At 41.9% G+C, this 25,974-nt stretch carries 28 protein-coding genes and 1 other annotated feature (1 of these 29 only partly in view); all 28 genes read left to right on the forward strand.

The features are described 5' to 3' along the window. Nucleotides 1-52: 52 nt before the first annotated feature. The 28 genes from MKX97_RS05210 to MKX97_RS05345 all read left to right on the forward strand — a co-directional run bounded on the left by MKX97_RS05210 (nt 53) and on the right by MKX97_RS05345 (nt 25,784). Entirely contained in the window at nt 53-949 is an 897-nt protein-coding gene (locus tag MKX97_RS05210) for a 2-dehydropantoate 2-reductase (RefSeq protein WP_342537133.1), read from the forward strand. Beyond that, nucleotides 949-1,329: a DUF3397 family protein gene (locus MKX97_RS05215; protein WP_009765607.1), complete on the forward strand. Its 381-nt coding sequence runs from the start codon at nt 949-951 to the stop codon at nt 1,327-1,329. The genes MKX97_RS05210 and MKX97_RS05215 overlap by 1 nt, the downstream gene beginning before the upstream one ends. An 86-nt stretch (nt 1,330-1,415) precedes the next feature. Next, nucleotides 1,416-3,032 (forward strand): bacillithiol biosynthesis cysteine-adding enzyme BshC, encoded by a 1,617-nt coding sequence (gene bshC, locus MKX97_RS05220; protein WP_078817819.1) that lies wholly within the window; start codon nt 1,416-1,418, stop codon nt 3,030-3,032. A gap of 194 nt (nt 3,033-3,226) precedes the next feature. Beyond that, nucleotides 3,227-3,418 (forward strand): hypothetical protein, encoded by a 192-nt coding sequence (locus MKX97_RS05225; RefSeq protein WP_078817818.1) that lies wholly within the window; start codon nt 3,227-3,229, stop codon nt 3,416-3,418. Nucleotides 3,419-4,300: 882 nt separating this feature from the next. After that, nucleotides 4,301-4,732 (forward strand): division/cell wall cluster transcriptional repressor MraZ, encoded by a 432-nt coding sequence (gene mraZ / locus MKX97_RS05230; RefSeq protein WP_040758850.1) that lies wholly within the window; start codon nt 4,301-4,303, stop codon nt 4,730-4,732. 17 nt (nt 4,733-4,749) lie between these two features. Further along, entirely contained in the window at nt 4,750-5,682 is a 933-nt protein-coding gene (gene rsmH / locus MKX97_RS05235; RefSeq protein WP_342537134.1) for a 16S rRNA (cytosine(1402)-N(4))-methyltransferase RsmH, read from the forward strand. Between the two features lie 18 nt (nt 5,683-5,700). Then, a complete protein-coding gene (gene ftsL, locus MKX97_RS05240) occupies nt 5,701-6,072 on the forward strand; it encodes a cell division protein FtsL (RefSeq protein ID WP_078817816.1) in 372 nt (123 codons plus the stop codon). A gap of 32 nt (nt 6,073-6,104) precedes the next feature. After that, a complete protein-coding gene (locus MKX97_RS05245) occupies nt 6,105-8,285 on the forward strand; it encodes a penicillin-binding protein (protein ID WP_245799496.1) in 2,181 nt (726 codons plus the stop codon). Between the two features lie 75 nt (nt 8,286-8,360). Further along, nucleotides 8,361-10,256 (forward strand): penicillin-binding transpeptidase domain-containing protein, encoded by a 1,896-nt coding sequence (locus MKX97_RS05250; RefSeq protein WP_221836216.1) that lies wholly within the window; start codon nt 8,361-8,363, stop codon nt 10,254-10,256. 53 nt (nt 10,257-10,309) lie between these two features. After that, nucleotides 10,310-11,281, forward strand: a complete 972-nt coding sequence (gene mraY, locus MKX97_RS05255) for a phospho-N-acetylmuramoyl-pentapeptide-transferase (RefSeq protein ID WP_078817814.1) — start codon at nt 10,310-10,312, stop codon at nt 11,279-11,281. After that, nucleotides 11,282-12,631, forward strand: coding sequence for a UDP-N-acetylmuramoyl-L-alanine--D-glutamate ligase (gene murD / locus MKX97_RS05260; RefSeq protein ID WP_342537135.1), 1,350 nt, complete (start codon nt 11,282-11,284; stop codon nt 12,629-12,631). Nucleotides 12,632-12,688: 57 nt separating this feature from the next. Further along, nucleotides 12,689-13,777, forward strand: a complete 1,089-nt coding sequence (ftsW, locus tag MKX97_RS05265) for a putative lipid II flippase FtsW (protein WP_009765596.1) — start codon at nt 12,689-12,691, stop codon at nt 13,775-13,777. 14 nt (nt 13,778-13,791) lie between these two features. Further along, entirely contained in the window at nt 13,792-14,577 is a 786-nt protein-coding gene (locus MKX97_RS05270) for a cell division protein FtsQ/DivIB (protein WP_342537136.1), read from the forward strand. Further along, nucleotides 14,549-15,274, forward strand: a complete 726-nt coding sequence (locus tag MKX97_RS05275; protein WP_009765594.1) for a DUF881 domain-containing protein — start codon at nt 14,549-14,551, stop codon at nt 15,272-15,274. The genes MKX97_RS05270 and MKX97_RS05275 overlap by 29 nt, the downstream gene beginning before the upstream one ends. Before the next feature lie 121 nt (nt 15,275-15,395). Further along, nucleotides 15,396-16,115, forward strand: a complete 720-nt coding sequence (locus MKX97_RS05280) for a DUF881 domain-containing protein (RefSeq protein WP_078817811.1) — start codon at nt 15,396-15,398, stop codon at nt 16,113-16,115. A gap of 4 nt (nt 16,116-16,119) precedes the next feature. Further along, a complete protein-coding gene (locus tag MKX97_RS05285; protein ID WP_078817810.1) occupies nt 16,120-16,485 on the forward strand; it encodes a small basic family protein in 366 nt (121 codons plus the stop codon). A gap of 100 nt (nt 16,486-16,585) precedes the next feature. Further along, entirely contained in the window at nt 16,586-17,872 is a 1,287-nt protein-coding gene (gene ftsA, locus MKX97_RS05290; protein WP_078817809.1) for a cell division protein FtsA, read from the forward strand. A 47-nt stretch (nt 17,873-17,919) separates the two neighbouring features. Next, nucleotides 17,920-19,086, forward strand: a complete 1,167-nt coding sequence (gene ftsZ, locus MKX97_RS05295) for a cell division protein FtsZ (RefSeq protein ID WP_009765590.1) — start codon at nt 17,920-17,922, stop codon at nt 19,084-19,086. A gap of 537 nt (nt 19,087-19,623) precedes the next feature. Further along, entirely contained in the window at nt 19,624-19,791 is a 168-nt protein-coding gene (locus MKX97_RS05300) for a hypothetical protein (protein WP_176132548.1), read from the forward strand. Between the two features lie 110 nt (nt 19,792-19,901). Continuing rightward, nucleotides 19,902-20,750 (forward strand): sigma-E processing peptidase SpoIIGA, encoded by an 849-nt coding sequence (locus tag MKX97_RS05305; RefSeq protein WP_078817808.1) that lies wholly within the window; start codon nt 19,902-19,904, stop codon nt 20,748-20,750. Beyond that, nucleotides 20,744-21,454, forward strand: coding sequence for an RNA polymerase sporulation sigma factor SigE (gene sigE, locus MKX97_RS05310; RefSeq protein WP_009765586.1), 711 nt, complete (start codon nt 20,744-20,746; stop codon nt 21,452-21,454). Before MKX97_RS05305 ends, sigE begins: the two co-directional genes overlap by 7 nt. Before the next feature lie 104 nt (nt 21,455-21,558). Then, complete coding sequence (sigG, locus tag MKX97_RS05315; protein WP_009765585.1) at nt 21,559-22,347, forward strand: RNA polymerase sporulation sigma factor SigG; 789 nt, start codon at nt 21,559-21,561, stop codon at nt 22,345-22,347. A gap of 157 nt (nt 22,348-22,504) precedes the next feature. Further along, nucleotides 22,505-22,747 (forward strand): YlmC/YmxH family sporulation protein, encoded by a 243-nt coding sequence (locus MKX97_RS05320; RefSeq protein ID WP_078817807.1) that lies wholly within the window; start codon nt 22,505-22,507, stop codon nt 22,745-22,747. A gap of 69 nt (nt 22,748-22,816) precedes the next feature. Continuing rightward, nucleotides 22,817-23,509, forward strand: coding sequence for a YggS family pyridoxal phosphate-dependent enzyme (locus MKX97_RS05325; RefSeq protein ID WP_078817806.1), 693 nt, complete (start codon nt 22,817-22,819; stop codon nt 23,507-23,509). Beyond that, nucleotides 23,506-23,955 (forward strand): cell division protein SepF, encoded by a 450-nt coding sequence (locus MKX97_RS05330; protein WP_221836174.1) that lies wholly within the window; start codon nt 23,506-23,508, stop codon nt 23,953-23,955. The genes MKX97_RS05325 and MKX97_RS05330 overlap by 4 nt, the downstream gene beginning before the upstream one ends. Nucleotides 23,956-24,036: 81 nt before the next feature. Further along, nucleotides 24,037-24,324, forward strand: a complete 288-nt coding sequence (locus MKX97_RS05335) for a YggT family protein (protein ID WP_009765580.1) — start codon at nt 24,037-24,039, stop codon at nt 24,322-24,324. Between the two features lie 73 nt (nt 24,325-24,397). Next, complete coding sequence (locus MKX97_RS05340) at nt 24,398-25,174, forward strand: YlmH/Sll1252 family protein (protein WP_221836172.1); 777 nt, start codon at nt 24,398-24,400, stop codon at nt 25,172-25,174. Between the two features lie 103 nt (nt 25,175-25,277). Next, on the forward strand, nt 25,278-25,784 hold the full coding sequence (locus tag MKX97_RS05345; RefSeq protein WP_040758260.1) for a DivIVA domain-containing protein: 507 nt from the start codon (nt 25,278-25,280) through the stop codon (nt 25,782-25,784). Between the two features lie 54 nt (nt 25,785-25,838). Beyond that, nucleotides 25,839-25,974 (forward strand) — a binding site (T-box leader) (it continues 81 nt past the right edge of the window).

The raw sequence follows: 25,974 nt of genomic DNA on the forward strand, positions 1-25,974 counted from the left end.
GTCAATCGAGAGAGGCGCCTTTGATGGGTCTCTCTTTTCAAGGAGGAAAAATATGCGGTTTGTAGTAGTAGGTGCAGGCTCCATAGGGTTATTGATCGGCTCTTATTTGGCGCAAAATAAAGCAGACGTGACATTTTGGGTGCGGCGGGAAACGCAGGCAACCCAGCTGAAGCAAGGCTTGATTCGATTGGATGGTTCTAAAGCGCGCACCCGTTTTGAAGTGGCTGCCGTGACCAATATGGAAGATCTTCCGCTAGACGCCTTATGGATTATTGCAGTGAAATATGATGCATTGCAAGAGGTATTGCCGGCTATCAGCAGCCTGCCGCGACAGCCGAATTTGCTATTTATCCAAAATGGTATTGGTCATTTGTCGCTCGTCGATCAATTTGAACTTGGCCATGTTTCCTTCGCCACAGTAGAACACGGGGCAGGAAGAGTGGACGATCGAACGGTTCTTCATAATGGGATCGGTCCGATCACGATCGCCGTGGATGAAAAAAATGAACAGACAATCAAGTGGCTGGAAAAAATTGATCCACAGTGTTTTCCTATACAAATACAAGAAAATGCCGAGAAATTGCTGCTCAGAAAAGTGTTGATCAACTGTGCGATTAATCCGCTGACTGCGATCTTGCAAGTGAGGAATGGACAGTTGACGGAAAACTTTCATTTCTATCAGCTTTTTCGTCAGCTGTGCGAGGAATTACTCACCAATTTTCCGGAGATGGAAGATATGTTGACATTTGAGGACATCGCATTGGTCTGTCAAAGGACAGCCAATAATCAATCCTCTATGCTAGTGGATCGAATAAAAGGAAATGCGATGGAGATTGAAACGATTGTTACAGCAGTTTTACATAAAATTGAACAAAGGAAAGGGCACGCCCCAATCTTGAAAAATCTTGAAATGATGCTGCTCGGTATTAATGGGAGTGAAGAAAGCTAATGCTGCAAAACATACTTGGCGGACTTTTGTTATTTCCGTTTCTCATATTAATCGTCTGTTTGATACTTTCAAAAAAAATAGGCGTATCGCCGTCGAGACGATTCGGTTTTGCTGTTGATTGGACTACACCATTTTTAGGCGTTTCAGTGACAGTGCTCATACATACGATTTGGGACCAGTGGCTTGGGTTCTATGTAGCAGGAACCGTCTGTATTTTGGCTATTTTATTTTCTATTGTTGAGCGTTTACAGATGAAAGAATTTCGGACGTTTCTTGTACTCCGCAAGACATGGCGAGTCTACTTTCTGCTTTTGACATGTGCATATATTCTCTTGCTCGGGATAGGGATTGCATTGCAAATCATACAATATGCCAATTGATCAACATCTCTTCAGGCGTATCTATTCAACCTGTCTGAGTGAGATGATATACTTGCGTTAGTATTTGACATAAAGGAGTTTATGAGATGGAACTGGACACAATGGAATTGCCAAGAAAAAACAAATTAATGGAAGCTTATCAACATGATCCTCAATTTTCTCATAGATTTTTCGATTATGAACTGTCGGCTGCTGGATATGAAGCCAGAGCACAGGAGCTGATGCAACGTTCTTTCCAAAGGGCCGAGCTTGCAGCTGTGATCGAACAATATATGCAGCCGCACGGAATTTCCCCGCTAGCAGCGCAGTATATTAAAGAGCTTTCTTCAGACGCATTCGTAGTGATCGGCGGTCAGCAGGCAGGGATTTTAACAGGACCTTTATATTCTGTACATAAAGCGGTTTCGGTCATTTTAATGGCTCGTCAGCAAAGAGAACTTCTTCAGAAACCTGTTGTGCCCGTTTTTTGGATTGCAGGAGAAGATCATGATATTAATGAAATCAATCATACATATACCGCGAACCTAGGGAAGGCGGTGAAGCGGCAATTCAAACAGCCGACCGTGCTGAAAACCATGGCTTCAGATACCGTGTATGACCAGAAAGAACTGACTGCGTTTATCAAAAAAATCTTCAAAAGCTATGGAGAAACAGCTTACACGCATGATTTATTGGAGAACGTACTGCGAACTGTGGAGGAACAGCAGACGTATACCGGATTCTTTACTTCGCTAATGAACGAGTTGTTCACTCAGCATGGTTTGTTATTTCTTGATGCTGCCTACAAACCGCTTCGTCAGTTGGAGTCAAAGTACTTCTCGCAAATGATTGAGAATGCGGATAAAATGGCTTCAACCATTTATTCGGCAGAGCAGGACCTGCATGCCATGGGTCATAAAAAGCCGATCGAATCCGAAGCGCAGGATGCGAACCTATTTTACGTGCATGAAACAGGCCGTGTGCTGCTGAAAAGAAAAGCGGGGAAATTCGTTAATGAGCAGACGGGTCTGTCTTTTTCAGAGGAAGAGATGCATGAAATCGCAGCCGAGCAACCTTGGTTGTTAAGCAATAATGTGGCAACACGGCCACTCATGCAGGATCTCGTGTTTCCGGTTCTGGCTTTTGTCGGAGGGCCGGGGGAAATTGCGTACTGGTCATTATTGCGTGAGGCTTTCCATACGCTGGGGATCCGTATGCCCGTTATCGTCCCAAGATTATCCATCACATTAATTACGAGAAAAACGCAAGAAGCTTTGAAACAGACAGGTTTAACAATCAATGAAGTACTTGATGGTCAACTTCCTTGGCGCCAAGAACAATGGATGAATGAGCAGCGGGATGAGCAGTTCGACTCACTTCTTGAGGAGTCAAAGAAACTGCTCGAATTGCAGTATGAGAAGATGCAATCCCATTTATTGAAAACGGATCCAGGGCTGCTGCCTGTAGTGAAGAAAAATCTCCAGTTCCATCAGAGTCAATTTGATTACCTTCAAAAGACTAAAGAGCAGTCCATCTTACGGAAACATCATGTGCAATATGAGCGCTACCAGACGCTTAGTGAACAGCTCTTCCCGGAAGGTTCTTTGCAGGAACGCTTGTATTCACCTTACTTTTTCATCAATCAATATGGGGAAGGATTCATCGATCAATTACTGAAACAGCCTTATCAATTCGATGGTTCTCACCAATTGGTTTATCTCTGATCTACTAATAGCGTGCCTATATATTTAAATGCCCAGCTAACTCTCCAAGGATTAGCTGGGCTTCTTAATCATGCCTGTTTGTTAGTGAATTCATAAAACATCCTTTGAAGTTATTATTAGCAACTCTAATCGACTGATTTTTCACTCAAAATTTGTTAGAATATAAATAATAACTAGAAAGGAAGGGATTAGAGATGACACATCAAGACAGAACTAAGATCAAAATAGACAAGGATAAAGAGATGCGGACAAAGGAAATAGCAAAAATGATCAGCGAAGGTGGTTTAGGAGCTGAAAAATATTATGATATTAAGATAAAATCTTCAGCAACAGAGAAAGAAAGAGAGGCGAGTGAAAAACCGGAAAAAAGTAAAGAAGACCACTAGAAGTTTGCTCATTTTTAGGTTTTTTTAAAAAAAACATGCATCATTATCACCTTAAAAGCAAAGTGATTATTTCGACAAACAGAGGTTGGGACAAAAGGGTTCCAAACGATTAAAAAACCGAACGATTACAAAACATTCGATCATAGTTTTGTAATCGTTCGGTTTTTTCTAATGCAAAAGTATTGCAGACTTGGAGCCGCGTATGGAATTTCCGCTGCGGGAAAATCCTAACCGCACGCTAAGTAACCCGAACTTTATTGTGTTTTTTGCGATCGTTCGTCTTTCATTATGAACAAATTAGTTTTAACTTAGCCCTGTTTGTTTATCTAAATGCTACATAATACGGATATAAAACTACAACCCGCACAAACTGTAGTGCACGGCATAAACCTGTCTATCCAATTGAATGGTTGGCTGATTGCAAGATATCTGCACATCCATCCATCTACCTTCCTCAAAGTTACACTTCATCCTTTCCCATAGCACATTTCATGACCCTATCTGTAAGTTAATTCAGCACATATCATATACCTCAATAAGAAAATATGGTCTTCCAAAATTCGTTAAGGTTCCCCCTTCGACGGAGAGATCGACAGTGACTGACAAGTTATAGGTCAAAGGTCACTTTAGGAGCTTCAGACTTTTAGGAGAGCTTTTTACCGGAGCTTGAAAAATTTTGAATGGATGTACGCTGAACTGAAATTGATTAATAAACTCGCAGAACATGCGGAAAAACATGAATACATAGCGAGAAAACGCGCAAACCAATAACTAAAGAAGTACTATTGACACATTTTATTAATTATGCAAAGAAAAATAGCCAAGTGGGTGGAGGAAAGTGGGGGGATGTGGTACATTATTTCATATAGTGGGGTGAAGGGTATGTTCATGGGGGAATATCAACATACGATTGATATGAAAGGCCGTTTAATCGTTCCTTCCAAATTTCGGGAACAGTTAGCAGAAGGCTTTATTTTGACCCGCGGACTAGACAATTGTCTATTCGGATACCCACTGGATGAATGGCAACGACTCGAAGAGAAGTTGAAAGCGTTGCCGGTTACGAAAAAAGATGCCCGAGCATTCACTCGTTTTTTCTTCTCAGGGGCCGCTGAAGTAGGGCTTGATAAGCAAGGCAGAGTAAATATTCCTGCCAACTTGCTGGAGTTTGCTAAGATTGAAAAGGATTGTATGGTCATCGGCGTATCAAGCCGAATCGAGATTTGGTCTACAGAACTTTGGGAAGCGTACTACGAGGAATCAGAGGAATCATTTAACGACATTGCAGAAAACCTTATTGATTTTGATTTTTGAAAGCAGGCGTTGTAATTATGTTTAACCATACAACAGTTTTATTGCATGAAGCCGTCGAAGGCTTAAATGTAAAAGAAGACGGTATCTATGTGGATTGTACCCTTGGCGGTGCAGGACATAGTGAAGAAATTGTTAAGCTTCTTTCTCCGAAAGGTCAGCTTATCTGTTTTGACCAAGATATGACAGCTATTGAAGCAGCAAAGAAAAAATTAGAAAAATATGCAGCGCAAGTGCAATTTGTTCATGCAAACTTTAAAGAACTTAAAAAAGAACTAGAAAATCTAGGTATTACTGAAGTGGACGGCATTTTGTATGATCTCGGCGTTTCATCACCACAGCTGGACACGCCCGAAAGAGGTTTTAGTTATCATCATGATGCACCTCTCGATATGAGAATGGACACCTCAGCCCCCTTAACGGCATATGAAGTGGTGAATGAATGGCCGTATGAAGATTTGGTGAGAATCTTTTTCCGCTATGGCGAAGAGAAGTTTTCGAAGCAAATTGCCCGAAAAATTGAGGAAGCACGAAAAAATGAACCAATCCGCACAACAGGGGAATTGGCGGAGCTTATCAAAACAGGTATTCCAGCCGCAGCCAGAAGGACAGGCGGACATCCGGCTAAACGAGTCTTCCAAGCGATACGTATTGCAGTGAATGATGAGTTGGGAGCGGCAGAACAGTCGCTGACAGACGCATTAACCGTACTGAGGGGAAAAGGCCGGATAAGTGTCATTACATTTCATTCGTTAGAAGACCGTTTATGTAAAAATATCTTTAAGGAAGCAGCGTCTATGCCAGACCTGCCGCCTAATTTACCTGTAATACCAGAGGGAATGGACCCGGATTTTAAGCTGATTACTAGAAAGCCCATCGTTCCTACAGATGAAGAAATCGAACGTAATAAAAGGGCTAGATCAGCAAAATTACGGATTGCAGAGAAAAAGTAGAAAAGGGGAAATCGAGAAATGGGACTAGAACAACGGAAACTATACACTCCACATACGCCGGAAGTCGAACAGCATACACCGAAAGAACAACAGCATGTTGTCCGCCGTGTCAAAAGACGTTTTTCTAAAGGCGAAAATATATTGTTCGCTTTATCTGCAGCATTTACGATCTTTCTTTCTTCGATGCTCCTACAAACGCATTCCGATTTAAATGCTGTGAATAAAGAAGTACAATTGCTGAATTCAGAAATTGATGAAACTACAAAACAGAATACCGAATTGTCCATCCAAGTGAGCGATAAGTCTACGTATGAGCGCATTTGGAAAAAAGCACAAGAAAATGGCTTGAACCTCAACAAGAACAATGTAAAGGTCGTGCCGGGACGATGAAGAAGTTTCGTTTTCAATGGGGAGCCTTTCTAATGTTTGTAGTATTCGGAGGGCTCTTTTTCATATTATTCGGCAGAATTCTTTTTATTCAGCTGACTGGCCAAGTAGACGGCAAAGAACTAGCCAAAATCGCGGCGAACCAATATGAAAAGCATAGTGTTTTGCAGGCGAATAGGGGGTCTATCGTAGACCGAAATGATGACCCGATTGCATCCGATACACTCAGCTACCATGTAGTGGCAGTATTAAGTGAAGCTGCGAGTAAAAATAGTAAAAGAAATTATCATGTGGTTGATTATGAAGAAACCGCAAAAGTGTTAGCGAAGTATATACCCCTTGAAGAGCAGGAAATCTTGGCGAAAATGAAAAATGCTAAAGAGGGTACTTGGCAAATTGAATTTGGTCGAGCCGGTAGGGATTTAAAACGTGAAACAGTTCTCAAGATGGATGAGGAGCTTGAACGCAAAGGCTTGACGGGAATTTTGTTTGTGGAAGGCAAGAAACGATTTTATCCGAATGGCCGTTTTGCTTCTTATCTAGTAGGCTTTGCTCAAAAAGAAGAAACCGAAGATAAGAAAGCTATAACCGTCGGCAAGATGGGGTTGGAAAAGACGTATGATAAGCAATTGGCCGGAAAAGATGGAAAGGTAAATTACCAGTCTGATAGCTGGGGATATATCTTGCCATCGACCGATAAAAAAGTGGTGCCACCTAAAGACGGCCATACAATCAAGCTAACAATCGATAAAACGATTGAAAACTTTGTAGAAGAAGCGATGGACCAAGTTGAAAAAGAATATGCACCCCAGAAAATGTTGGTGGTCGTATCCGATCCGAAAACAGGTGAAATTCTAGCGATGAGCCAACGACCGACATTTAACCCGATGACGAGGGAAGGATTGACGGAAAACTGGCTGAACGATGCAGTAGAACAGACAATCGAACCTGGTTCTCCGATGAAGATGTTCACATTGGCTGCTGCGGTCGAAGAGAATAAATGGGATCCAAATGCATACTTCAAATCGGGATCCTACAAAATTTATGACCGAATCATTCGTGACGTCAACGGCACAGGTTGGGGGACGATCACTTTCCTCGAAGGACTTCAGCGATCTTCCAACGTAGGAATGGCCTATTTGCTTGAGAGAATAGGCGATCGAAAATTCATTGAATACATTCATGACTTCGGCTTTGGAAAACGTGTCGGAATTGATTTGCCGAACGAAGCAAAAGGTGTTGTGCTCGATAATTATCCGGCAGAACGCTTGACCACATCATACGGTCAAGGTTCTACTGTTACGCCGTTGCAAATGATTCAGGCAGCTTCTGCTATTGCTAATAACGGCGTCATGATGAAACCATATGTCATTGATAAAATTATCGACCCGAATACGAACAAAGTTTTAGAGGATCATAAACCTGAACAAAGCGGCTCTCCAATATCTGCTGAAACAGCGAAAAAAGTGCGGGAAATATTGGCTACTACAGTAACTTCAGATAAAGGGACCGCACAAAAATACAATCTGCCCAATTATGCAGTAGGCGGGAAAACAGGGACAGCTGAAATTCCTAGAAAGAAAGGTCCGGGATATATGTCCGGCTTTGGCAACTATCTGTATTCATTCCTTGGAATGGCACCAATAGATGATCCGCAACTATTGATTTATGTGACAGTACAACAGCCAAAATTAAAGGCTGGAGAATTTGGTTCCGATCCTGTATCGAAAGTGTTCAACCCGATTATGGAAAATAGTTTAAAGTATTTAAACATCGCTCCGGAAAATGAAGCGGAAATACCAGTCAAGAAAGTCGGTAATTATGTGGGGAAAGATGCCAAGACAGTTGCAGGACTTGCGCAGCAGGAAGGCTTTAAGCCGATCACTATAGGTGAAGGCGGAAAAGTGACAGAACAAATCCCAGCGGCGGGAACGAAATTGACGGAGAACTCAGTTGTTCTCTTGAAAACTTCTGGAAAAACAACTCTCCCAGATTTCCAAGGCTGGTCTAAAAAAACAGTGCTGTCGTTCAAACATCTTTCCAATCTGGATATACGGATAAACGGTGAAGGGTATGTAGTTGGTCAAAGTGTAACCAAGGGGACGAAAGTAAGCGCCGATGACCCAATTGTCATTGAGTTGCGTACACCTGAAGAACAATATAACGATAAGAAGTCTAAAGAGCAAGAAGAAGAGGAAGTAATCATGGGCGGCTAATGAATAGGGCGCATTCCAGTGACATACCTTAGTAGAAAAACAAAAGGTAGTGAGTCATTGCGGTCTTTCATTGATATGCAGTCGAAGAAACGTTTACGAGCAGCCTTTATCATTTTCTTTATCAGTATGCTGCTAGTTGTGGGCAAATTATTTCACGTGCAAATCATTAAGCACGAATGGTTAAAAGAACGAGCAAAAGAAAACTGGGATCGGGAAATTCCTTTTGGCGCCATGCGAGGTGACATTATGGATCGCAATGGCGACCTGTTGGTGGGTAATAAATTAGCGCCTACCCTATATTTTATGCCCTCTCAAAATCCAGATATCTCCAGTTCGATACCTGATATCGCCAAAATTCTTGATTTACCTCCAGAAGTATTGGAAGAGAAAATGAAGAAAAAGGAATACATGGTAAAACTGGCACCAGAGGCAAAGAACATATCGAAACAACAAGCAGATGAAATAACGAAACTTCAAGTACAAGGCTTGTATGTAGGTGTGGATTTTGTTCGTCATTACCCATATGACGACTTGCTGGCTAGGTTAATTGGATTTACTGGGTATGACAGTAAAGGATTGGCAGGAATTGAGTATGCGTATGATGAGATTCTGAGCGGTGTTGGTGATAAAATTAGACTGTTTACAGATGCGAAAGGAATTCCGTTGCCACATGTCGAAGATGGTTTTGAACATGGGAAAGAAGGATCATCTCTAGAACTGACCATTGATTTGAAAATGCAACAAATCGTGGAGCGTGAACTGATCCAAGCGATGGAGAAGTATGAAGCTACGCAAGCGTTGGCGATTATCATGAATCCTAAGACAGGGGAATTGCTATCTCTCGCATCCGTCCCTGGCTACGACCCCAAAAATTATCAATCGACGGATTCGACAATCTATAATCGCAATTTACCGGTTTGGATGACATATGAACCTGGCTCTACCTTTAAAATCGTCACTTTAGCCGCCAGTCTTGAAGAAAAAGTCATTGATTTGGAAAATGAAAGTTTTTATGATCCAGGCTACACGATGGTCGCGAATGCTCGCTTACGTTGCTGGAAGCGAGAAGGACATAAAGACCAAACGTTTCTTGAAGTCGTGGAAAACTCGTGTAACCCAGGTTTCATCACGATGGGGCAGCGCTTAGGAAGTGAAAAGCTGGATCGATATATCCGGTCATTCGGATTTGGTGAAACGACGGATTCTGGAATCGCAGGTGAGGCGAAAGGGATATTGTTCTCCAAAGAAAAATTTGGTCCTGTTGAACAAGCAACAACATCTTTCGGACAAGGAATTTCCGTTACACCGATACAGCAGGTTCAAGCAGTAGCCGCTGCTATTAACGGAGGAAATCTTTTCAAACCATATATCGTGAAAGAAATAAAAGATTCCGAAGGGAAGACATTGAAAAAGTTCGAACCAGAACTGAAAAGAAAAGTAATCAGTGAAGAGACTTCTGCGCAGGTCCGACATGCACTCGAATCTGTCGTTGCTAATGGTTCCGGACGCAATGCATTTGCGGATGGTTTACGAATTGGTGGCAAAACCGGAACGGCTCAAAAAGTAGTTGATGGTCGATATAAAGATGGTGATTATATTGTTTCATTCATTGGTTTCGCGCCGGCGGATGACCCTGAACTACTCGTATACGTAGCAGTGGATAGCCCGAAAAACTCGGTTCAATTCGGTGGTGTTATTGCCGCACCTATTGTCGGGCGGATCATAGAAGAAGTGGCACCGATTGCGAAGATCGAAAGAAGGAAAGACCAGCTCGAAAAAGAGTACAGATGGGGGGATGCTGTTACGTTTCGCGCGCCTGATCTACTGGGCATGAGTGAAAAAGAATTGCTTGCCCAACAGTACACGTTCAAAATGGAATGGCACGGCAAAGGCAAAAAAGTCATTCGTCAATTGCCGGCTCCGAATACATTAATGACCGTGGAGGATACGATTCATCTGTACACAGAATAACAAAAACAGCAGAACCAATATGTATCTGCTGTAAATTAGAAGGAGAACCTATCATGACACTCGGTACGACAGTCACGACAATTGCTGTAGCATTCTTTGTTTCAGCAATTGTCGGGGTGATCATCATCCCATTACTCAGAAGGCTGAAATTTGGCCAAAGCATTAGGGAGGAAGGTCCACAGGCGCATATGAAAAAAGCCGGTACCCCTACAATGGGGGGACTTATCTTCCTAATTTCCATTACAATTTCAACACTTGCTCTATCTTACATAAATGATTCGCTGACAACTCATACAATTGTATTGCTAATTGTGCTGCTCGGTTTTGGGTTCATTGGCTTTTTGGATGACTTCATTATCATCATAGCGAAAAGAAACTTAGGATTGACATCGCTGCAGAAGTTAATAGGACAGATCGTAATTGCGATCGTCGCTTTTTTCTTGTTGAAGTTAGGGCCATTCGAAACAACAGTCACCATACCGTTCACTACGATCGGGTTGGATCTAGGCGTATTTTATGTGGCGTTTCTTATTTTTTGGCTAGTCGGCTTTTCCAATGCCGTCAATTTGACAGATGGACTGGATGGTCTCGTTGGCGGAACATCGACGATTGCATTTGCAACGTTTGGTGTGTTTGCTTTAGTTTACGAGCAAAATGACATTGCATTGTTTGCGTTTGTTGTGGCGGGTGCGATGCTAGGATTTTTATTGTTTAATATTAAGCCGGCTAAAGTGTTCATGGGAGACACAGGTTCATTGGCGCTTGGCGGGGTTCTTGCCATGATGTCCGTGCTGATCAAACAAGAATTACTATTGCTCGTGATCGGTATAGTTTTCGTTGTTGAAACCTTGTCTGTCATCATTCAAGTTATTAGTTTTAAGTTGACAGGAAAGCGTGTTTTTAAAATGAGTCCGATTCATCACCATTTTGAATTATCAGGATGGTCTGAATGGAAAGTCGTCGTTGTATTTTGGGGAGTGGCATTATTGGCTGCTCTCGTACCGGTCTTTTTGGAGGTCATGTAGATGAAAAATATAGAGCAATTCATAGGGAAAAGAGTGTTGGTTGTTGGTTTGGCTAAAAGCGGTCTTGCAACTGCAGGTTTACTGCGGCGTCTTGGAGCGGAGGTAGTGGTCAATGACGCCAAGCCGCTTGAGGGGAATGAGGAAGCCGCTGAACTTCAAGCGCAAGGTGTTGAAGTGATTGGCGGCGGTCATCCGAGTGATTTATTGGAACGGGGTTTTGACTTTATCGTGAAAAGTCCGGGGATTCCGTATAGTAATCCATTGATTGCGAAAGCAGTTGCTGCAAATAGTACGATTTGGACCGAAATCGAATTGGCTGGAATAATTAGTGAGGCACCAATCATTGCGATTACCGGTTCAAACGGTAAAACGACAACGACGACTCTGCTTTACCACATGCTGAATATCGGGAAGAAAAAACCGCTTATCGCCGGTAACATTGGAACGGTTGCTTGTACGGTAGCGGAAGAAGCAAAGTCGGATGAAGTTATGGTATTAGAAGCATCTTCATTTCAATTAGCAGGCACTGAAAATTTCAAGCCTAAAATCGCCATTTTTACTAATTTGTACGAAGCTCATTTAGATTATCACGGTTCGATCGACGAATATTTGGAAGCCAAGTTACAGGTTGCTCGAAATCAAACAATGGATGATTTCCTGATTTACAATGATGATCAAGAGGTTGTGAGCCGATCCGTTGAATCTTTGTCTTCTCAAAAAGTTCCATTTTCTGTGGAAGGGAAAAAAACTACCGGTATTTCAGCCGATGAAGAATGGATTTATTGGTTGGGAGAGCCATTTATTGAAACAAGAATTATCAAATTGCCAGGACGTCATAACCTGGAAAATATCTTGGCGGCAACTGCGGCTGCAATTCTCTCAGGATGTGAAAAGTCGGCTATTGAAAATGTCTTGAGTTCGTTTACGGGTGTCCGTCACAGGATGCAATATGTCAGGGAGCTGAAAGGCCGCACCATTTATAATGATTCAAAAGCAACGAACACTTTGGCCACGAAAAGCGCTTTATCCTCATTCCGCACACCGATTGTCTTAATAGCGGGGGGCTTGGAGCGAGGACATTCCTTTGAGGAATTGCGTCCCTATATGGCCAATGTGCGTGTTGTAGTTGCGATAGGGGAGACTGCTCAGCGTTTTACCGAATTCGCAACGTCGTGCGGTGTCCCCCAAACGTTCATCGCTTCTACTATGCCAGATGCTGTGCAAATTGCTTATGAATCAAGTGCAGAAGATGATGTCATTTTATTATCGCCAAGTTGTGCCAGTTGGGATCAATATCCAAACTTTGAAATCCGAGGAGATCAATTTATTCAAGCGGTAATGAAATTGTAAATGAGTTGTAATAGTAGGAGCGTATAATTGAAAAGCGACTGATTAATTTGCGGAAGGATGCGAACGCTGGAAAGAACATATCGTGCAGTCTTTTTGACATCTGCTTTGTTGCTGTCGGTGATTGGGCTCGTGTTTGTCCAATCGGCGGGTTCTTATTGGGGAGAAGTGCATTATCAGGATTCCTCTCCATTCATCGTCAAGCAAGCGATTTATATGGCTGTTTCTTTAAGTATCGCCTATGCATTATATAGAAGCCCATTGACTTCACATCCAAAATTTTGGACATATTTTTATGTGGGTTCGATCTTGATGTTAGTAGCAGTTTTAATTCCTGGCATTGGAGTTGTGCGAAACGGCTCTCAAAGTTGGATAGCACTCGGACCGATCAGTTTGCAGCCCGCCGAGTTTGTGAAGGTTGCCTTGCTTGGAAAATTGGCCAGCAGTATGAAGCGGAATAAGAAGAAATCTTGGCAATGGCAAGATTTCGCACTCATTTTATTGCCGGCTACTTTAATTATGATGCAACCTGATTTAGGTTCTGCCGTCATAATGATCGTTTCTGCTTTTGTGATTCTTTTCTTAGCGGGCTACCCACTCTCTTTCTTTATTTTTCTTTTTGTTTCGGGAGTGACTGCATTTATCGGGCTGATTTTAGCGGCACCTTACCGATTAGATCGAATAAAATCGTATATCGATCCATGGAATGACCCGTTAGGAACAGGTTTTCAAGGAATTCAATCCTTGTTTGCCATAGCACCAGGCGGATTGTTCGGACATGGACTTGGAAATAGTCGTCAGAAGTTCTTATACTTACCAGAACCTCAAAATGACTTCATCTTTTCGATTATTGCGGAAGAAATCGGTTTTATCGGCGCAGCATCTATCATTTTGCTTTTCATATTATTGTTGGCATCGACATTTGGTATCGCCATTCGGCTGCGTGATTGGAATTCGTTTTTGGTCGTATCCGGTATGGTGTCCATGATTATCTTCCAAACATTTTTAAATATGGGTGTCGTTTCGGGGTTACTGCCCGTTACAGGGGTTACATTACCTTTCATTAGTTATGGCGGTTCATCGCTATTGACAACCTGGCTAGCGGTTGGAACGATCTTACACTTTTCAAAAGGCAAAAGGATGGGCTGAAAGGAGAACAGCGTATGGATAAAGTAATCGATATTGAAGAACGAATCCCATCAATGCGTAAGAAGCGCAGGAGGAAGACGAATAAAAAATTTATTCTACTCGTTTCTTTATTCTTAATTGTTCTCCTTTCATTGCTGTATTTTCAATCTCCATTGAGTGATGTTAAAGATATAACCATCAATGATACGAAGTTATCTGATGGGGCTTTCTACAAAAATCAGAGCGGGTTGTTTACCGGTCAATCATTGTGGGGGTTCCATACAGAGGACATCGAAAAGAGATTATTGAAAATCACAGGTGTAAAAGAAGTCACGGTGTCCAGAAAGTTCCTCAACAACGTCAAGATTACGATTACTGAATGGGAACCGATAGCGTATATAGAAGATAAAGCACAGTATGATTTATTGCTGGTGAATGGGGATCGCATTGAAGCGAATGAGGCAGATTCGCTCTTGCATGCACCTATTCTTTCGGGGTTCACTGAGCCGGATGTGATTGAACAGACGATTCAGCAGCTTCAGAAGATGGACAACTCTGTCTTTGAGTTGATTTCAGAACTTCAATATATTGAGGAAGATAAAATCCGGGTATTCATGAACGATGGATATGAGGTGCACGCGGCGATCATGAGCTTTGCTGAAAAAATGTCCTATTATCCTGAAATTATTGCACAGTTGCCTAAAGAAGAAAAAGGTGTACTGGACATAGAAATCGGTGTGTTCTTTAAAACGTTTACTGACTATTATGCCGAACTGGGACAGGGGGAGGAAGATGGAGAAGAAACCGAAACAATCGAGTAAAAAAAGAGGAAAGCAGTTGCTATACTCTGTCGTCTTCCTTGTGCTCGGCTTCATTCTTGCTTTCTCCTATCGAACGATCGGCAGCAATCATAAAGAGTTGGATGAAGTACAATCCGAACTTTTTTTGCAGGAAGAGCAATATAGAGAAGAGTTAATTGGGCAGCAAGAACGAAATAAAGAATTAACCGACGAATTATTAAGTAAGCAAAAAAAAGTGCATGAATTCGAACAAGATTTTTCCAGCAAGCAGAAAGATCATGCAGTGCTGGTGGATAAAGCGCAAGATTTACGTTTACTATTAGGTGTGATTCCTGCCAAAGGTACAGGCATCAAGGTAACAATGGAAGATTCGGATTATGATCCATCTATACAAAATCCGAACGACTATATTGTCCATGAAAGCCACGTATTACGTGTGGTCAACGAGCTGAAGATAGCGGGTGCTCAAGGCGTGGCAATTAACGGGCAGCGAGTCAATTCCAATTCGTACATAAAATGTACAGGCCCTGTTATTATGATTGATGGCCGGACATTTCCAGCCCCCTTTACAATCGAAGCAATTGGCGACCCGAAAGTGCTGTCTCCTGCTTTGCATTTGAAAGGAGGGGTAATAGACGGACTGCTGAGAGATAATATCGTTGTCACAACAGAGGAAATAAAAGAAATTCAACTACCAGCAATCCGTGATAAAGCCTAATCTTTATGCAGTAGAAGACTCTCACTTCTCTTAGGTTGTGGAATGAATGCGGTTTTATTTCCTGTTCAGAGGGTGTTCAAACGCCAGCTGAACAAAGATCAAGAGGTAGAGGGGGGTTAGAGTGAGTGGGAAAGTAAACTGGAAGTTCACATTAATTTTATGCATTGTCGGCTTCATGCTAGCTTTGCAATACAATTCCATGAACACACCATCTACCCGAGATACAAGAGATATGTGGGCCATCCGTAATGAATTGGCCAAAGAAAAGAAAATTCATTCCGAGTTATTAGGTGAGATACGGGAAGTGGATCAAACGCTTGCTTCCTATACAGAATTAACGAATGAAAAAACAGCTGAAGCTTTGCAGAATACATTGGATAAATTGTACAAACAAGCGGGTTTTATGCCGACCACGGGTCCAGGCTTTGTAATAGAAGTAGCACCATCTCCTGAAAGTATCGCGTTCGGTTATGAAGTGGAGCCTTTATCATCTGAGCTTCTAACCCGGTTTATCAATGTGGTGAATCAATATAAAGGTAATGAATTGGAAATTGATGAGAAACGTTTCACAACACTTAGTTGGATCCGAGATATTAATGGAAAGTTAACCGTTAATGGGGAAAATGTTTCTACACCGCCATTCAAAATCAAAGTCGTATCGCCGACAATTGAGGATAGTAAGAAACTCTACAATCATTTGCTTTCTTCTGCGATACAAGACGAATTTTATTTGGATAACCTTATCCTCACCATCAGTAAGCCGGTAGATCATATAACGTTACAAAGCTGGACGGGTGGTTTCGAAAATCAATTTTTAAAAGAACAAACGAAGGAGGAATGACAATATGTGGCTACCACTGCTTGGGCTGCTCCTTGGCGTTTCACTTGGTTTGCTCTCGGATATTCAAATCCCGCAAGTCTATAATAATTATTTATCCATCGCGATTTTGGCCGCATTTGATACACTGTTTGGCGGAATTCGCGCTCATCTTCAGCAAGTATATGACGACAGAGTATTCGTTTCGGGGTTCTTCTTTAATATTCTCCTTGCAGCAGCTTTGGCATTTATTGGCGTGCATTTAGGCTTAGACCTTTATCTTGCAGCAGTCTTTGCCTTTGGTGTTAGGTTGTTCCAAAACATAGCTGTAATCCGTAGAATTTTGCTGGCAAAGTGGACATCGAGGAAACAAAATTCCAGTACGAATGTCTGACGTAAAACATTTACAGAAGAGGGTGCTGAAAATATTTAGACAAAGTAGTCAAAATACAATAGAATGTAAGTTAATAGTTGCCTTTAGGAGGTGTCAATAATTGAGTCAATCATATAATTATGTATCACTTGATATAGGATCATCCACTATTAAAGTGTTGATCGGAGAAATGGATCATAACTCCCTGCATGTAATCGGTGTGGGAAATGTTCAATCAGCAGGCATTCGAAAAGGTACAATTATTGATATCGATGCAACGGTTCAATCAATTCGAAAAGCAATTGAACAGGCGGAGCGCATGACGGGCTTGAAAATAGAAGACGTTGTTCTCGGAATCCCGGCAAATGGCGTGCAACTTCAAGATGTCAAGGGAGTAGTGGCAGTCAATTCAGAGAACCGTGAAATCACTGATGATGATTTAGAACGCGTCATGAAATCTTCTCAAGTGATGAATGTGCCGCCTGAAAGAGAGATCGTCAATCTTGTCCCTAAACAATTTATTGTAGACGATTATGATGAAATTACTGATCCTCGTGGTATGATGGGGGTTAGATTGGAAATGGACGCAACGTTAATTACGACGTCCAAAACTCTAGTACATAACATTTTACGATGTGTGGAACGGGCGGGATTGCAAATACGTGAGATTTATTTGCAACCTTTAGCAGCAGGTACCTTCGCATTGTCGGAAGACGAAATGAATCATGGAACAGCCTTTATCGATATTGGCGGCGGTTCCACTACGATATCCGTATTTGCAGAAAATCGTTTGGTCAAAACGTCTGTGTTGCCGATCGGCGGAGATCATATTACGAAAGATTTGTCGATTGTTTTAAAGACACCGACTGAACAAGCCAGAATGATTAAGCATCAACACGGACATGCCTTTTATGATGATGCTTCAGATGATGAATTATTTGAAGTGCCGGTAATTGGGGCAGACTCCAAGGATCAGTACAGCCAGCGTTATATTTCTGAAATCATCGGTTCACGTTTAGAAGAATTATTTGATTTGATATTAGAAGATTTATATGAAGCTGGAATACATGACTTGCCTGGCGGAATCGTCATTACCGGCGGCACGGCTAAATTGGATGGTGTTTTACAATTAGCGCGTGAAATTTTCAAGACAAGAGTTCGTCTGTATACGCCAGAATATATAGGTGTAAGAGAACCGATGTATTCCACTGCAGTTGGCTTAATCCGCTATGCATACATGGAAGATGTTTTCTTTGGTCATGAAGAAGGACAGGCTAGTCTGTCTCAAGCGGATGAAGCGGTTTATGAGCCAGCTGAACAAAACACCAAATTGGTCAGACCGAAAAAAGAAAAAGGCGAAGGCTTCATGAAAAAAGCCAAGAAGATGTTTGATAATTTCTTTGAATAAGAAATAGTGTAGACGGGAATTGCAGATAAAGAAGAGGAGGAGTACCAATGCTTGAATTTGAGACGAATGTAGATGCATTAGCAGTAATAAAAGTTATTGGAGTAGGTGGCGGCGGGAACAACGCAGTGAATCGAATGATTGAACACGGGGTGCAAGGCGTTGAATTTATTGCAGTTAACACAGACGCCCAAGCATTGAAACTTTCTTCGGCTGAAGTGAAGTTGCAAATTGGGGAGAAATTGACTAGGGGTCTAGGTGCTGGTGCGAATCCTGAAGTAGGGAAAAAGGCAGCAGAAGAAAGCAAAGAACAAATTGAAGAAGCATTACGCGGAGCAGATATGGTATTTGTTACAGCGGGAATGGGTGGAGGTACGGGTACGGGTGCAGCACCTGTCATCGCTCAAATTGCTAAAGATCTAGGTGCATTGACGGTCGGTGTCGTGACACGTCCATTCACGTTTGAAGGAAGAAAGAGATCGACACAAGCCATCGGTGGAATTACCGGCATGAAGGAAGCTGTCGATACATTAATCGTTATTCCAAATGATAAATTGCTTGAAATCGTCGATAAAAATACACCAATGCTTGAAGCGTTCAGAGAAGCCGACAATGTATTGCGTCAAGGGGTTCAAGGTATTTCCGATCTTATCGCGGTTCCTGGACTTATTAACTTGGACTTTGCAGATGTCAAAACGATCATGTCAAATAAAGGTTCTGCCTTGATGGGGATCGGCATGTCCACTGGAGAAAACAGAGCAGCGGAAGCAGCCAAAAAAGCGATTTCCAGTCCATTGCTTGAAACGTCCATCGATGGTGCAAAAGGCGTCCTGATGAATATTACAGGCGGCTCTAACCTAAGTTTATTTGAAGTACAAGAAGCGGCAGACATCGTAGCGACAGCATCCGATGAAGATGTTAACATGATCTTCGGTTCTGTCATCAACGATAACCTAAAGGACGAAATCATCGTCACAGTCATCGCAACCGGTTTTAACGAAGAACACCTGACAGCACCACGTCCAGGCAGAGGCCCAGGAGTTGGAAGCGGCATTCGTCAACGCGAAAGCAAGCCGGTTCAACAACAGGCACCTACACCAACTAGACGTGAAGAGCCTCGTTACGAGCAACCTGAACCAAGACAGCCACAAACGAACCAACACGAAGAACAACTGGACATCCCAACGTTCTTACGCAACCGTCAACGACGTAAATAATTTATAAACCAAAGCTTTCCACATGAGACTAAGCTCTCTAGTGGGAAGCTTTTTTATTTTGCATGCTCCTGTATCCGATGTATTCAATTTTAGAAGCTTGTTTTGTCCCGTGGCTCGATTTATAGTGGGTTCTGGCAAGAGACGGGGTGTGTACATTGACACCGCTTCGCCGCTGGGAGATTGCCTTCTGCCATGAGCCAACTAGCAAAGAGCGCTAATTGGCTCATGGCAACGGCCGACCCCGCAGTTGCGGCTACGCTAGAGTGCGTAAAGTGCTTGAGTATAGTATTTAAAAAAGTACTATTACGTTGTCTCGTAGCTCGACTTACAGTGGATTCAGGCAAGGATATAGGGTTGTACATTGTCATCGCTTCGCCGCTGGGGGATTGCCTTCTGCCATGAGCCAATTAGCAAAGAGCGCTAGTCGTCTCACGGCAACGGCCGACCCCGCAGTTGCTGCTTCGCTAGTGTGGTTAAAATAATGTGTGGTGTTTAATCTAATAACCACTTTGTTGTTAGTGCTAGCTTGTGCAGAAAATGAGCTTCCTTTTCTTCCATTTGCTAAACGAAGGCGCCTTACAAGCGGTAGGCGTAGCGACGAGACAGACAGGCGGTCTTCCTGACTGGCTCATCGCGGGAGCCATCTGCCAGCGCCGAAGTGTGTTCGATGAAATTACTCTGTTCCTGGTCCTGTCTTGCATTTAACTCCACAAGCAAACTACTCAAACTTTGTCGAAGGCTTTGCCGGAAAGCGTCCGCGTCCTGACATTTTTTTTAGGAGGTCCATGATAATCTATTCCTAAGGAGGCCGGCATATGTATGGGGAACTAATGATAGGAATCAACATGCTCTTTAACTACGCCATCCTGTCATTCACGAATAAAGTAGGAAACCATCAGACGAGCAGAAGGAGGCTATGGAGTGCCTCGTTTATCGGAGCCTTCTTTATTACGTTGTTTCCATACTCCATGCTAGCGATCATTGTAACTTTTTTGGGCATGACATATATCGCCTTTGGACAAACGCTCAGCAGTTGGAAAAGCTCCGTCCTTGCGGTCCTAATCGCTGCATTTTTTGCAGGTGGACTTCTGACACTCGTCTATGCAAATGTCCCAACCATGCAGAACAACAACTTATTGTTAATTGCTATCGGACTAACTTATCTCTCACTTTATATTGTGAAAATCAAATGGCTAGATACACGCAAGAACACAAGCTTAATTCGTTATACACTGGATTCCGTCGTGCAACTATGGGGACAATCTATTCCGTTAAAAGTGTTTATTGACACCGGCAATCATTGTATTGAGCCGATTTCAGGAGCTCCTGTACATTTTATTGGATATCAGGCAGTAAAAGAACAGTTACCTGCCGATTTTGCAGATGCTTTGGAAAAATGGAAACCAGACAATTCGCCTGATCTATCTGGATTTCCTTCTGTGTATCAAAAAGATCTACGACTTATCCGCCTACAAACTGTACAGGGTGCATCTTGGACTGTTGGTATCAAATTCAAAAGCTGGTTGGTGGATGAACAGCCATTGCCTTCAGGATATATTGTCCTAACGAAAGAGCAACGTCAATATCCACAAGGCGCATCAGCAATTTTGCAAGTCAGCGCAATGGAAGTGATGAAAGAAGAAAGGAGAACGGATACATGTTAATTGAAGTGAAAAAATGGGTTTCCTTTATCGCAGGTTTTTTTAGAAAAAAGAATGGAACATTTTATATCGGAGGACATGAATCCCTCCCTAAGCCACTGGACAAAGAACAGGAAGCCAAAACAATTCAAGCATTAATGAATGGCGATCCAGCCGCACGTGATACTTTAATTGAGAAAAATTTAAGGTTAGTTGTGTATATTGCAAGACGTTTTGATAATACCAATACGAATATTGAAGATTTGATCAGCATCGGAACAATTGGCCTTATAAAAGCAATCGAAACTTTTAAAGCTGATAAAAATATTAAGCTCGCTACGTACGCATCACGCTGTATTGAAAATGAAATTTTGATGCATTTACGCAAGACAAGCCGAATGCGTTCAGAGATATCATTCGATGAACCGTTGAATTCAGACGCGGATGGGAATGAATTGCTGCTATCAGATATTCTGGGTACAGATGAAGATATTATTACAGATGATGTTGAAAAAAAGTTGGAACGTCAATATATGATAGATGCTATTCAATGCCTTGATGAGAGAGAGCGATATATTATGGAACAGCGCTTTGGACTGATGGGCACAATGGAAATGACACAGAAGGAAGTTGCGGATTTATTAGGAATCTCACAGTCCTATATTTCAAGATTGGAGAAAAAAATCATTTCCGAGCTTCGTGATCGGCTCAACCAGCCCATTTCTTAATTGGACGTATCGGTAGAAATTGGCGATTCTCTAAACCGCATATTCTAAAGCGTTGAGGACAAACTACTTTGTACACTCACCTATAGAATGCGGAGGAAAAGCCAATGGTACGTACAAGAGTAGAAATTTGTGGAATCAATACGTCCGAGCTGCCATTATTAACAAGCGATGTGATGAAAGAAACATTCATTCGTTTGCAAAGCGGCGACGAATTTGCCAGAGATGAATTGGTGTTTGCGAATTTGCGGCTCGTACTTAGTCTTGTTCAGCGTTTTAACTATCGTGGTGAACAGGCTGACGATTTATTCCAAGTAGGATGTATTGGTTTGTTGAAAGCCATCGACAATTTTGATTTAAAGCACAATGTTCGATTTTCCACTTATGCCGTGCCGATGATCATCGGAGAAATCAAGCGGCACCTAAGGGATCATCATGCTGTTCGTGTATCCAGGTCCTTGCGTGACATCGCTTATAAAGCCATAAAAGCAAAAGAAGAGTATATTAATGAACACCAACATGAACCACGTATTTCAGATTTAGAAAAAATAACGGGCATCCCGGAAGAAGATATTCTTTTCGCACTTGATGCTATTCAAGACCCGATGTCTTTACACGAACCGATGAACAGCGATGGCGGAGATCCAATCTACATGATGGACCAACTGCAAGATCAACGTGTCTCAGAAGAACGCTGGATGACCTATGTCTCCATAAAAGAAAGTGTAGAAGAGCTAAATGAACGCCAACAACTTATTGTTTCAAAAAGATTCTATTTAGGCCAAACGCAAACCGAAATAGCCAAAGAACTTGGAATATCACAGGCGCAAATCTCGCGTATTGAAAAACATGCAATGGATAAAATCCGTCTGGGGATTGAACAAAAGAACAGCTAAAAGGTTGATTGAACATTTTAAAAGCATTTTATGAAGTTGGGAATACAACGAAGCATAAGAAGTATATCAGCTGTCACAATGCCAAAGGGTATTGTGACAGCTTTTTACGTTCTCGATAAAACACACTAAGCATAGTATGAAATAAGGAGGCGGAGTTATGCGTTTTTCTAGTTTACAAAAGAAAGAAGTCATCGAACTAAAAAAAGGATCCTTTCTTGGATTCGTACAAGACGCCACCATCGACATTGAAAGTGGAAAAATCGCCAAACTGCACATCGGCGAAATACAGCGTTCATTTTTCTCAGACGCCAAATCAAAAGGCGTACAGAAGGTTGGCTATGAAGACGTCATGACGATCGGCAAAGATATTATCCTTGTCCAGAAGAAACACCCAAATTGATGACTAATCGTTGATATCCAACGCCTCGCTTGATACAATGAAGCAAAGAAGAAGAAAAGTAGTGATATTGTGAAACTAGTAGAACAAAGGTTAGCAACTATACAGCAGCAAATTAACGAAGCATGTGAGAAAGCAAAGCGAAATCCAGAAGATATCACCTTAATCGCGGTTACCAAATCGGTATCGTCCAAAAGAGCGCAGGCCTTAGTGGATATCGGAGTGGAGGATTTAGGTGAAAACCGATTGGAAGGGCTGCTGGAAAAGCAAAAGAATATTCAAAACCCAGTGAACTGGCATTTTATTGGGAACTTACAAACTCGCAAAGTTAAAGAGCTGATTCATACTATTCACTGTCTGCATTCTGTAGATCGTATGAGCCTTGCGAAAGAAGTGAATAAACGGGCTGAACAGCCCATGGACTGTTTTGTACAAGTCAATGTGTCTGGCGAAGAGTCTAAATCAGGTATTGAACCAGAGGAAGTTGAAGCATTTATTGAACAATTGGCAGCCTTTGAAAACATACATGTGATCGGTTTGATGACAATGGCTCCGAATACTGATGACGAATGCGCCATACGCAATGTGTTTAGCTCTTTACGTGAATTGCGTGATAAAATTGCCGCGAAACAATTATCTTATGCTCCGTGTACAAAGTTATCGATAGGAATGTCAAATGACTTCACAATCGCGATTGAAGAAGGTGCAACACACATACGCATCGGCACAGCATTAGTCGGATCAGAAAGCGAGGAAGATGAATGAGCCTCAAGAAACGATTTGAAAAATTGTTTTGGTTGGAAGAAGAGGAAACTGTTAATGAACCTCAAAGTAAACAGCCAATGGTCAATCAACCGCCAGCCCGTAAAGAAATGAAAAAAAACAATGTGAAAAAACAAGCAATAGAACCAACTCCAACTACACCGGTTATCAGTTTGCAAAGTGTCCAAAAGTCTTCAAAAGTGATTTTAGTGGAGCCGCGTGCTTATGCGGAAGCACAGGATATCGCAGAGCATCTGAAAAACAAGCGTTCGGTAGTAGTGAATTTGCAACGAATTGAGCGAGATCAGGGTTTCCGCATTATTGATTTTCTGAGCGGTACCGTATATGCGCTTGGGGGAGATATTCAACGGGTAGGGACGGATATATTTCTCTGTGCACCTGAGAACGTGGAAGTAGCTGGCTCAATTACAGAATTTATATCAGAGTAACTGTGATTCTGCTATCTGCCAGGACTACAACTTCTGTGGAAATTAAGCTTGAACAATTTTGAATGAGGTGTACATGTCATTATGATCGTATTATTGAACAATGCGTATTTACTAATCTCAGGAGCACTCCAAGTATATTCCATCCTATTGGTGATTTATATTTTGATGTCTTGGGTACCATCGACGCGAGAAACCAAATTTGGTCAAATTTTAGGTAAGCTCACAGAACCTTATCTAGGATTTTTCCGAAAGTTCATTCCGCCACTTGGAATGATTGATATTTCTCCAATCGCAGCAATTTTTGCATTACAGTTAATCGGCCGGGGTATCGGGCAGATTTATTTAATACTTTTCAGAGCACTCGTCTGAACTAAGAGTTTTAATTTCACAACGGAAATCCTCACAGGGGTGAGGATTTTTTTGCATAAGGAGAATGTTTGCTATGGAATCATTTTTCCAGCATTTTCGAAAAGAAGAACAACCATTCATTGAAAAAGTGAATAGCTGGGTGAAAGAGGTTGAGGATACGTATGCGCCTAAATTGACGGAGTTCTTGGATCCCCGGCAACGATTTATTACGGAATCCATTGTCCGAAATTCAGATCTTGTAATCGCTTCAGAAGGAGGTTTTCCTGATGCCGAGCGCAAACGTGTCTTGATTTATCCTGATTACTACACGCCATCAGGGGATGACTTTCAAATTAGTTTGTATCAAGTTCAATATCCACAGAAATTTGTCAGCATGAAGCATTCACAACTTCTCGGTTCATTATTATCTCTCGGTATTGATCGTTCCAGATTTGGCGATATACGGATTACGGAAGAAGCCGTACAATTTGCGGTAACAGCAGAGGTTTCCGAATACATCCACGTCAATTTCACGCAAGTCGGCAAGGTGAAGGTTTCCGTACAGCCTGTTTTGAATGCAGACGATGTGATAGATGTTCAGGAAGAGTGGACAGAAGAGATGCACATTATCAGTTCTCTCCGTTTAGATACAGTGGTTGCTTCATTGGCGAAATGTTCAAGAGCCAAAGCCTCTTCTCTCATCAAAGGAGAGAAAGTCAAAGTGAACTGGGCGATAATCGATCAGCAAGCTTTTGAAGTAGAGGAACAGGATATCCTGTCTGTCAGGGGCTTCGGACGCTATAAAATAATCGGTATAGAAGGAAGAACGAGGAAAGACAAGATCCGCGTTGTGATTGGTGCATTAGTCTGATAGAGAAAACCTTGATAAAATCAGAAATATAGTGTTTAATCAAGTAGTACAGAATTATAAGAATCAAAGCGAGATGGATCAGACGGAAAGGAGAAAGCATTTCATGGCTTTAACCCCTACGGATATACATAACAAAGCATTCAGTACGAAATTTCGTGGCTTTGATGAAGATGAGGTCAACGAGTTTTTAGAGCAAATTATGAAAGACTATGAGAACGTTTTGAAGAAAAATGAAGAGCTGCAACAAGTTATCATAAATAATGAAGCAAAAATTGCCCATTTCAATACAATTGAAGAAACTTTGCAAAAGTCCATATTAACAGCTCAAGAAGCAGCTGAGGACGTGCGTAGAAATGCGATACAGGAATCAAAATTAATTATTAAAGAATCAGAAAGAAATGCAGATCGCATTGTTAATGACGCATTGGCGCGAGCAAGAAAGATTGCAATGGAAGTGGAAGACTTGAAAAAACAGTCGAAAGTCTTCAGAAGCCGTTTTAAAATGATGGTGGAAGCGCAGCTTGATTTGATTCAGATGGATGATTGGGATCAATTGCTTAAGTATGAACTAGATACATCGAGCCTGGAAAGTGCTTCTGACGAGGAATAATAAGAAGCTTGACAATTCAAATCGACATTCCTATACTTACACTAATTAGTTAAAGAAGAAGCGATGAAAGAGAGAGTACTTTCAGACTTTGCCGATAGCGAGCCGGGGGTGGTGGAAGCCTGGTGGAGAAGCTGAGAAGAAAATCACTCTTGAGCTGGATTATGGATATGTACATGATCCCGGTCACACT

Source organism: Sporosarcina sp. FSL K6-3508, assembly GCF_038615825.1.
Classification (GTDB): domain Bacteria; phylum Bacillota; class Bacilli; order Bacillales_A; family Planococcaceae; genus Sporosarcina; species Sporosarcina newyorkensis.

Coding starts and splice junctions, on each gene's coding strand:
- ftsW (WP_009765596.1), top strand. CDS start 12,689: ATGCGAACGCTGGAAAGAACATATCGTGCAGTCTTTTTGACATCTGCT.
- MKX97_RS05345 (WP_040758260.1), top strand. CDS start 25,278: ATGGCTTTAACCCCTACGGATATACATAACAAAGCATTCAGTACGAAA.
- ftsL (WP_078817816.1), top strand. CDS start 5,701: ATGGGACTAGAACAACGGAAACTATACACTCCACATACGCCGGAAGTC.
- sigE (WP_009765586.1), top strand. CDS start 20,744: ATGTTAATTGAAGTGAAAAAATGGGTTTCCTTTATCGCAGGTTTTTTT.
- MKX97_RS05225 (WP_078817818.1), top strand. CDS start 3,227: ATGACACATCAAGACAGAACTAAGATCAAAATAGACAAGGATAAAGAG.
- MKX97_RS05215 (WP_009765607.1), top strand. CDS start 949: ATGCTGCAAAACATACTTGGCGGACTTTTGTTATTTCCGTTTCTCATA.
- rsmH (WP_342537134.1), top strand. CDS start 4,750: ATGTTTAACCATACAACAGTTTTATTGCATGAAGCCGTCGAAGGCTTA.
- MKX97_RS05330 (WP_221836174.1), top strand. CDS start 23,506: ATGAGCCTCAAGAAACGATTTGAAAAATTGTTTTGGTTGGAAGAAGAG.
- mraZ (WP_040758850.1), top strand. CDS start 4,301: ATGTTCATGGGGGAATATCAACATACGATTGATATGAAAGGCCGTTTA.
- bshC (WP_078817819.1), top strand. CDS start 1,416: ATGGAACTGGACACAATGGAATTGCCAAGAAAAAACAAATTAATGGAA.
- MKX97_RS05275 (WP_009765594.1), top strand. CDS start 14,549: ATGGAGAAGAAACCGAAACAATCGAGTAAAAAAAGAGGAAAGCAGTTG.
- MKX97_RS05320 (WP_078817807.1), top strand. CDS start 22,505: ATGCGTTTTTCTAGTTTACAAAAGAAAGAAGTCATCGAACTAAAAAAA.
- MKX97_RS05210 (WP_342537133.1), top strand. CDS start 53: ATGCGGTTTGTAGTAGTAGGTGCAGGCTCCATAGGGTTATTGATCGGC.
- MKX97_RS05270 (WP_342537136.1), top strand. CDS start 13,792: ATGGATAAAGTAATCGATATTGAAGAACGAATCCCATCAATGCGTAAG.
- MKX97_RS05300 (WP_176132548.1), top strand. CDS start 19,624: ATGAGCTTCCTTTTCTTCCATTTGCTAAACGAAGGCGCCTTACAAGCG.
- murD (WP_342537135.1), top strand. CDS start 11,282: ATGAAAAATATAGAGCAATTCATAGGGAAAAGAGTGTTGGTTGTTGGT.
- MKX97_RS05305 (WP_078817808.1), top strand. CDS start 19,902: ATGTATGGGGAACTAATGATAGGAATCAACATGCTCTTTAACTACGCC.
- MKX97_RS05250 (WP_221836216.1), top strand. CDS start 8,361: ATGCAGTCGAAGAAACGTTTACGAGCAGCCTTTATCATTTTCTTTATC.
- MKX97_RS05340 (WP_221836172.1), top strand. CDS start 24,398: ATGGAATCATTTTTCCAGCATTTTCGAAAAGAAGAACAACCATTCATT.
- ftsZ (WP_009765590.1), top strand. CDS start 17,920: ATGCTTGAATTTGAGACGAATGTAGATGCATTAGCAGTAATAAAAGTT.
- sigG (WP_009765585.1), top strand. CDS start 21,559: ATGGTACGTACAAGAGTAGAAATTTGTGGAATCAATACGTCCGAGCTG.
- MKX97_RS05285 (WP_078817810.1), top strand. CDS start 16,120: ATGTGGCTACCACTGCTTGGGCTGCTCCTTGGCGTTTCACTTGGTTTG.
- MKX97_RS05335 (WP_009765580.1), top strand. CDS start 24,037: ATGATCGTATTATTGAACAATGCGTATTTACTAATCTCAGGAGCACTC.
- MKX97_RS05245 (WP_245799496.1), top strand. CDS start 6,105: ATGTTTGTAGTATTCGGAGGGCTCTTTTTCATATTATTCGGCAGAATT.
- mraY (WP_078817814.1), top strand. CDS start 10,310: ATGACACTCGGTACGACAGTCACGACAATTGCTGTAGCATTCTTTGTT.